This window comes from Rhodopirellula sp. UBA1907, assembly GCF_002337565.1.
Taxonomy (GTDB): Bacteria; Planctomycetota; Planctomycetia; order Pirellulales; family Pirellulaceae; genus Rhodopirellula; species Rhodopirellula europaea.
Genome location: NZ_DDGH01000015.1, coordinates 19,457 through 27,545, shown reverse-complemented (window position 1 = coordinate 27,545; position 8,089 = coordinate 19,457). Strand labels below are relative to the sequence as shown.

Annotated in this window: 6 protein-coding genes; all 6 read left to right on the top strand. The window is 55.0% G+C overall.

The window, feature by feature from the left end:
* Positions 1–43 precede the first annotated feature (43 nt).
* Complete coding sequence (locus B2R17_RS04010; protein WP_286762954.1) at positions 44–1,366, top strand: sulfatase family protein; 1,323 nt, start codon at positions 44–46, stop codon at positions 1,364–1,366.
* A 63-nt stretch (positions 1,367–1,429) separates the two neighbouring features.
* On the top strand, positions 1,430–3,403 hold the full coding sequence (locus tag B2R17_RS04005; protein WP_286762952.1) for a sulfatase: 1,974 nt from the start codon (positions 1,430–1,432) through the stop codon (positions 3,401–3,403).
* A gap of 124 nt (positions 3,404–3,527) precedes the next feature.
* A complete protein-coding gene (locus B2R17_RS04000; protein ID WP_414707217.1) occupies positions 3,528–5,027 on the top strand; it encodes a sulfatase family protein in 1,500 nt (499 codons plus the stop codon).
* A 69-nt stretch (positions 5,028–5,096) separates the two neighbouring features.
* On the top strand, positions 5,097–6,086 hold the full coding sequence (locus tag B2R17_RS03995) for a PmoA family protein (protein WP_286762950.1): 990 nt from the start codon (positions 5,097–5,099) through the stop codon (positions 6,084–6,086).
* Between the two features lie 58 nt (positions 6,087–6,144).
* Positions 6,145–7,341 carry a sulfatase-like hydrolase/transferase gene (locus B2R17_RS03990; RefSeq protein WP_286762949.1) on the top strand — a complete coding sequence of 399 codons (1,197 nt, stop codon included), beginning with the start codon at positions 6,145–6,147 and terminating at the stop codon, positions 7,339–7,341.
* Positions 7,342–7,526: 185 nt separating this feature from the next.
* The coding region (locus tag B2R17_RS03985) for a sulfatase-like hydrolase/transferase (protein WP_286762948.1) at positions 7,527–8,089 on the top strand (563 nt) is incomplete at its 3' end.

The following is an 8,089-nucleotide window of genomic DNA, read 5'->3' as shown; positions in this document are numbered from 1 at the left end:
CGGTTCTCGGATAGGTTCTAAAATTCTATTGCTGGCCTCAGCAGTGTTGCTTTCGGTTGCGCCTTCATTCGCGAGGGCCCAAGCAACCGATCAGCGGCCGCCGAACATTGTTTTCATGTTCGCTGATGATCTTGGTTACGGCGATCTTGGATGTTACGGACATCCCTATGCTCGAACGCCAGTGATTGACCAACTGGCCAAAGAAGGGACGCGGTTCACACAGTTTTATGTGACCGGCGTGACCTGCAACCCAAGCCGCACGGGATTGATGACAGGCCTGTTTCCAGCTCGATTCCCGAAGTATGCAGCGGACTTCGGTTTTGGCGACCGAGTCACCATTACCGAACTGCTGAAGAAACGTGGCTACAAAACCGGGCACTTCGGCAAGTGGCACATCGGCCCGGTCGACAGCGACGGCACTTATGGAATCGATGAGGTCCAAACGATTGGCAAAAGTCGAGACAGATCAGCCGGCCGAGACGACGATTTGTATTCGGCCGCGATCGACTTCATCAGGGACAACAAGGATGCCCCCTTCTACGTCAACGTCTGGGGGCACGCCACGCACTTCCCAGTCAATACTGCTCAGGGGCTGGTCGCTGAGTTCAACGATATCAGCGTCGACCGGAAAGACTTCTCGTCGACCATGCAGCACAAGTTCGATGAGTGCCTGAATATCGGCGGCGATCTCGATGAGTCGATTCGTCAGTATCTCGGCGACGTCTACCAGCTCGACTTAAACGTGGGCCGAGTCGTGAAGGCCCTTGATGAATTGGGGCTCAGGGAAAACACCATCGTCGTATTTTCGAGTGATCACGGTCCCGCTCCCGTGGTAACAGGAAAAAAGGGCACCCGCCAATTCTCCAACAACATGCTGGGTTATGCGGGTGAGTTTCGCGGCGGCAAACACGAACAATATGAAGGGGGAACCCGCGTCCCGTTCATCATCCGATGGCCGGGTAAAGTTCAGGCGGGGCGAGTTGATACGACAAGCGTTTGCTCGCTCATCGACTGGTTGCCGACGCTTTGCTCCCTTGCCGGAGTCGATGAATTACCGAATCCGATCGATGGTGAGGACATCTCCGACATCTGGTTCGGTACCGATCGAGAACGCTTAAAGCCACTATTCTCGAAGACCAGTTCCACCGGCAGCACACCTGCTATGCGAGACGGAAAATGGAAACTGCACCTGCCACGCAAACAACGCGGCGAACCAGAACTCTACAACCTGTCGATCGACCCGAGTGAAAGCAACAACATCGCTGCGCAGCATTTAGACGTTGTGAAATCGCTTTCCAAGAAAATCAAAACCTGGGCCGCCAGTCTGCCCATCGATTACGCCAAGACGAAGGTGAGAAGCAGGTAGAGCGTCCACTACGAAGCAGCTTGCCTGAATCTAAAAACTACGAACCGTAAAGACGAAAAATCTATGATACTTCACCACGCCTTGCTCTTCTTGCCAATCGTTGGTCTTGCTTGTCTGTCAGCCAAGGCAAATGACGAACCTGAACGACCGCCGAACGTCATTCTCTTTCTCGTCGATGACATGGGCTGGACGGATGGAAGCGTCTTTGGTTCCGACTACTACGAGACGCCCAACATTGATGCCTTTGCAAGGCAATCGATGCGCTTCACCAACGCCTACGCGCATCCGCTCTGCTCGCCCAGTCGGGCTTCCATCCTGACAGGGCAAGAGGAGTCGCGGCACGGCATCCTCTCCGCCCACGGACACCTTAAGCCAGAGCCATGGGGCGAGCAGGTCTATCAGTCTGCCACAAGTCAAAATGAATACCTGCTCACCAAAAGCCGCACTTACCTGAATCCGGATGCGACAACTCTGGCCGAAGCATTCCTCGGCGCCGGCTACCGCACTGCTCACATGGGAAAATGGCACCTCGGCCTGACTCAGGAGCATTGGCCGGACCAGCACGGCTTCGAAGTCACGTTTCACTCCGCACCGGATCCCGGACCTCCCGGAAGCACCTACTTCTCACCGCACGGAGTTCACGCTGACGGTAAGCCTGGTGCGGCTCGTCGAGTCGGCAATATCGTCGACGGACCAGAAGGCGAACACATCGACGACCGGCTGGGCACTGAGGCAATCAGATTCATTACCGAACATCAGGACGAACCGTTCTACCTGAATCTGTGGATGTATGACTGTCACGGCCCTTGGGAAGCGAAACAGGATCTCATTCAGAAGTTTGCCCAAAAAGAAACTCAGCCTGACGGTCATACCAATCCGGTCTACGCCGCCATGCTGAAGACGATGGACGACAACTTTGGACGAGTCATGACGGCGATCGATGAACTCGGTATCGCCGACAACACCATTGTTGTTTTCTTCTCGGACAATGGTGGCAACACCCACAGCATGGGCGCGAGCGAACAGAAGCGAAAGATGGCCAATCCGAAGAGCAAGACGTATGGCTACACGAAGATTTACAACGACTACGCTGGTGTGCAGTATCCGACGAAGAATCTCGGCCTACGCGGTGGCAAAGGAAAGCTTTATGAGGGCGGCCAGCGCGTTCCGTTGATGGTCCGTTGGCACCAACACATTCCTGCGGGTTCCGTCAGCGAGACAATCGTTAATAACATCGACCTCTATCCCACGCTGCTTGAACTGACCGACCAAGCCGAGCCTGATCATCATGTCATCGATGGAAAGTCCATCGCGAAGGTTCTCACCGAGGGCGAAGAGGGAACGGGGCAAACGAGCGTGAGCTACTTTCCGTATCACGGTGGTGGCATCTCGGTGCGCGACGGCGATTGGAAACTCATTAGGCGCTACGCTCGCAAACCGGACCAGTACGAGGGTCTCGCTGAGTTATTCAATTTGAAACACGATCTCGCAGAAACGAAGAATCTCGCTGCCGAAATGCCTGAGAAAGTCACGGAGCTTAGCAAGCTTATCGATGCGCACTTTGAGCGCACCGGCGGGCTTCCGCCGAAACCCAACCCAGACTTTCAGCGAGGAACCACCTCGCAAGAAAACTCCAGCAGCGCCACGCATGGCCTGGTTCCCAAACAATGTCGCATTGAATCGATCGGCGGCGGCATACGCGTGATCGCTCAGGGAAAGAACTCGTTCTTGGGGACGGCTCAGGTGAAACTGAATGGACCGATTACGCTGCACCTGCAAGCTCGGGGCATCGATGGCAAGAGCGGGACAGGACGTGTTCAGTGGCGAACCCAGGGCCAGACTGATTTCCCCGCAACCGGCCAGACGGTGGACTTCGAAGTTCCTGAGTCGAAAACCTGGCAAGACATCACGGTACAAGTGCCTGTCGAGGGTCGAAGTCAGTTGCTGCGTCTGTATGTCCCAGCCACTGACGGTCTCGACATCCGCTCGATCCGCTGGAAAGCCCAGGACGGCAAACCGATCCAGTGGGATTTTTGACGGATGACCGGTAACGCGCGAGCGCAAGAGCGGGATTCAGATCTCGCCCACTACAAGAACTCAGGGAATCGTGACCTCGTCAATTATTTTCATCGGCCTTTGACTCGACAGAACCCCAAAACAAATGTACCGGACCCTTTCATCGATTTTAGTCCTTTGCCTGGCGGCCGCGCATTCGCATGCTCAATCCGAATCGCAGAAACCCAATGTCATCGTGATTCTTGCTGATGATCTCGGCTATGGTGATCTTTCGTGCTACGGCGCGGACGATATCGCGACGCCGAACATTGATCGCATGGCGACTGAGGGGGCGAAGTTCAACAGCTTTTATGTTTCACCCGTTTGTTCGCCGACACGCGCAGCACTGATGACCGGAAGCCATCCGATTCGCGTCGGTATCGGTGGTGTCATGTTTCCTCGGAACAACCACGGGTTGAATCCTGACGAGATCACGTTGCCAGAGCTGTTGAAAAGTCAGGGTTATGCGACGGCCATCATTGGCAAGTGGCATCTCGGAAACGAGGACATGTTCCAGCCTCTGAACCATGGGTTTGATACCTGGTACGGAACGCCGGCATCTAACAACCAGTTCTTTTACCCGACGATTAAGAAGTACGCGGCTGACTGCGTGTTTCGCGAAGGCTACACCCGCGACGGAATCCTCAAACGAGAGACCGCAGCCTGTCCGCTCGTTCGCGACAACGTCGTCATCGAAGTTCCGGCTGACCAGACGCAGTTCACTCAGAGGTACACGCGCGAGTCCATTCGCTTCATCACCGAAAACAAAGACAAACCGTTCTTCGTGTACCTGGCGCACAACATGCCGCACATCCCGCTGCATGCTTCCGAACAGTTTGTGGGCACTAGCAAACGCGGCATCTACGGCGACACGATTCAGGAACTCGACTGGAGTACCGGCGAGATTCTACGGTCTCTGAAAGAACTCGGCCTTGATAAGAACACGCTGGTCATCTTCACATCGGACAACGGTCCCAACACAGGCAAAAGCGGCAGCGCCGGCCCGCTGAAAGGTGGCAAGGGCTCGACTCTTGAAGGCGGTGTCCGAGTTCCGTTTGTTGCTCGCTGGCCAGAGACAATTCCTGCGGGCACCAAATCCGATGAACCCATCACCGGTATGGACCTGCTGCCGACGCTGACCAAGCTCGCAGGCGGCAAAGTCCCCAGCAATCGCGTGATTGATGGAAAAGACATCTGGCCGCTGCTCGCCGGAGAACCGGACGCCAAGTCACCCCACGAAGCCATCTACTACCTGCGAGGGCGAGGCGTCCAAGGAATCCGTGTCGGCGACTGGAAGTACCTCGTCGATGACTCTTCGAAGAAGGAAGCCTCGAGAATTGAAGTTGAGTTGACTGCTGAGGAGCAGAAACTTCCTCGCAGAGAGCGCAAAGCACTTATCAAGGAACGTGGGAAAGCCGCAACTCAAGAACGGGCACCAACGGCTGCGCTCTACAACCTGACTAACGACATCGGCGAACAAAACAACCTGTTGGCGAAACACCCTGAAATCGTCGCGCGTCTGAGAAAGCTGTTGGATGAGTTCGGCCGTGAGCTTCGCTCTAATCTGAGGCCTGCCGGCGTTGCGGAACCAGTGTCGATTGATTAGCGATCGATGAACGTGGACACACAATTGAGAAACAATATGTTGCATCCCCATCACAGATTCGGAAGGTCAATGAAACGATTCAAAATAGCTCTGTTGGTCTTGTTCTATTCGTTCATTGTCACCAACCAGTCGACACTTGGCGCTGAGCTGAATCTGACGGAAACAGATGACACGATTCGCATCACCCTGCGTGGAAAACCGGTCCTGCAGTACATCAAGAAATCGCAACCCGTCCCCGATGGCCTGCCGCAATACTTCAGTCGCAGCGGCTACATTCATCCCGTGTACACTCCGACGGGACAGGAGCTCACCGGCGACTATCCCGCAGATCATGCTCATCAACATGCGCTCTTTTTTGCGTGGGTGAAAAGCAAGTATGACGGTAAGAATGTCGACTTTTGGAATCAGGCCAAGGATCTTGGAAAAGTTGAATTTCGCGAAGTGTTGAACCTGCGTCGAGAAGAGCAAAGCGTCTCCTTCAGCGTCAAACACGCTTTCATGGTGAAGATAGGCGAGGAGTGGATCGACGCACTCTATGAAGTCTGGACTGTCACTGTTCATCAAACCCCGGCGGACCATTTTGTTATCGACCTCGTCAGCGTTCAGCAGTGCGCATCCGACAAGCCTCTGAGCCTAGCCGAATACCACTACGGCGGCATGGCATTCCGCGGCAACGTTCAGTGGCTGAGGGAAAAGGATGACCACAGCATCAATCCGGGTGACGTACAGTATCTGACCAGCGACGGCAAAGACCGCTGGGAAGGCAATCACACTCGACCCAACTGGGTGGCCTTCTCTGGACAGATCGATGGTCAGGACGTGTCGGCTACCGTCTTCTGCAGTCCGAAAAACTTCCGTGCACCACAACACGTGCGCATCCATCCGAACAAGCCATACTTCTGCTTCGCGCCTATGGTTGAAGGTCCATTCGAGATCGTGCCTGGTAAGGAATACGTTTCTCGTTACCGCTATCTCGTGACTTCCAAAGCAGCCGACGTAAAGATGATCGAGAAGCACTGGGATGAATACACGAAGGCTGAGAATGCGACTGAGAAATAGAGCCTTCGAGTCATTTTCAATAACCGTGGAAGCAAGTGAACTGCGAAGACCAAATACCATGAATCAGTTGACAATATTTGCTGTTTGCCTGCTTGTATCTTTGAGTGGCTGGGTACAGGCTGGCACGAGTCGAGCCTCAGAAAAACCGAACATTGTTGTCTTCCTGACGGACGATCAGGGATACGGTGATCTGGGTTGCTATGGATCCGATTCACTTGAGACACCGAATATCGACCGACTATGCAAGCAGGGCGTGAAGTTCACCGACTTTTATGTGCACCAGCGCTGCTCACCGACTCGTCTGGCCTTGATGACCGGATCGCACGCCCACCGCGTGGGCTGCACCAAAGTCATCTACAACAAAGACCGGATTGGAATTCACGCGAATGAAGTGACGATGCCGGAGCTTCTCAAGACAGCCGGCTACACAACGGGAATCGTGGGCAAGTGGCATCTCGGCGAATGGGACGCGTTTAATCCCACTCGCCACGGCTTCGACTTCTTCTACGGTTTCATGATTGATTTCGATCAGGGCACGGGGATTTATCAGAACCTGAAACGCGTTGATTCGATCAGGCGAAAAACCGATGGCAAGCACTCGCCGAGACTGCTTGACGCAGCGATTGGATTCATCAAGAAGAACAAAGAACGCCCCTTCTTTCTTTACTACGCCTCTCCGTTGCCGCACACACCGTGGATTCCGAACGAGCGTTTCAAAGGAACTTCGCGGAGAGGCACGTACGGTGATGTGATTCGGGAAATCGACTGGCAGGTCGGTGAACTCATGACAGTTCTCGACGAACAGGGCGTCGCGGAAAACACTCTGTTTATCTTCGCGTCGGACAACGGCCCGGTACTCGGGATGAACGGCGGTGATGCTGGCCCGTTTCGCGATGGCAAATGGACCGACTTTGAGGGCGGCATACGTGTCCCATGCATCATGCGCTGGCCGGGTATGATTGAGCCCGATTCGACGACCAGTCAGATCACCGGAATCGTGGATCTGCTGCCGACGTTTTGTTCAATCGCCGGAGTCGACTCGCCGGGCGACCGCGTGATCGACGGACGTAACATTCTGCCGTACATGAAGGGCGAGAAGGTTACGAAGCCGATTCATGAAACATTTATCGTGCCCGGCTCGGTGATTCGTCACGGTCGCTGGAAACTGCTTGTTCGCGACTTGAAGCCGGGCGGTAAGAGCGGTCGCGAGGGAAAACGACCGGCGGCTTCCGCAGGATCGCTTTTCAATCTGTAGATCGATCCGGGTGAAACGCACGATGTCTCAGCCGACTATCCCGAAGTCGTACTCGACCTTCGACGTCGGATGGACGTCGCGGTCAGGGAACTGGAAGCCAACAGCCGACCGATTGGCAGACTCCCAGACGTGCCAGCTCCCGCAAAAAAGAACAACGCTGACAGCCTCCCCCAAACAAGACTGAAATGACTCAACTCATCCACCAACCACTTCTTCGTGTGACGCTGCCAGCGTTGATACTCAGTGTCAGCGTGAGCAGGCTGCTGGTCGCATCAGAGTCGCCACCGAATATCGTCTTCATCTTCGTCGACGACCAGGGCTACTACGATCTCGGATGTTATGGCGCGACCGAGGTAAAGACGCCGCGGATTGACGCGATGGCCGATGAGGGAATCCGGTTCACGGATTACTACGCGGCCGCTCCCATTTGCAGTCCGTCGCGGGCCGGTCTGTTGACGGGGTGTTACCCGCGACGAGTCGGCAACCATATCTGGGTGCATCGCGCAGACTCGGCATCTGGAATCCATCCAGACGAACTAACAATCGCGGAGTTGTTCCAACAGAACGGTTACGCGACGGCGTGTGTCGGCAAATGGCATCTGGGATTCCAGGAACCGTTCCTCCCACGCAACCAGGGATTCGATCACTACTTTGGTTTGCTGCACAATCTGGACCCGGTTGAAGTCGTCTATTTCGGGGCCAAGGGCGTTCCCCTGATGCGGAATGACGTGGTCGTTAAGCGTCCCGC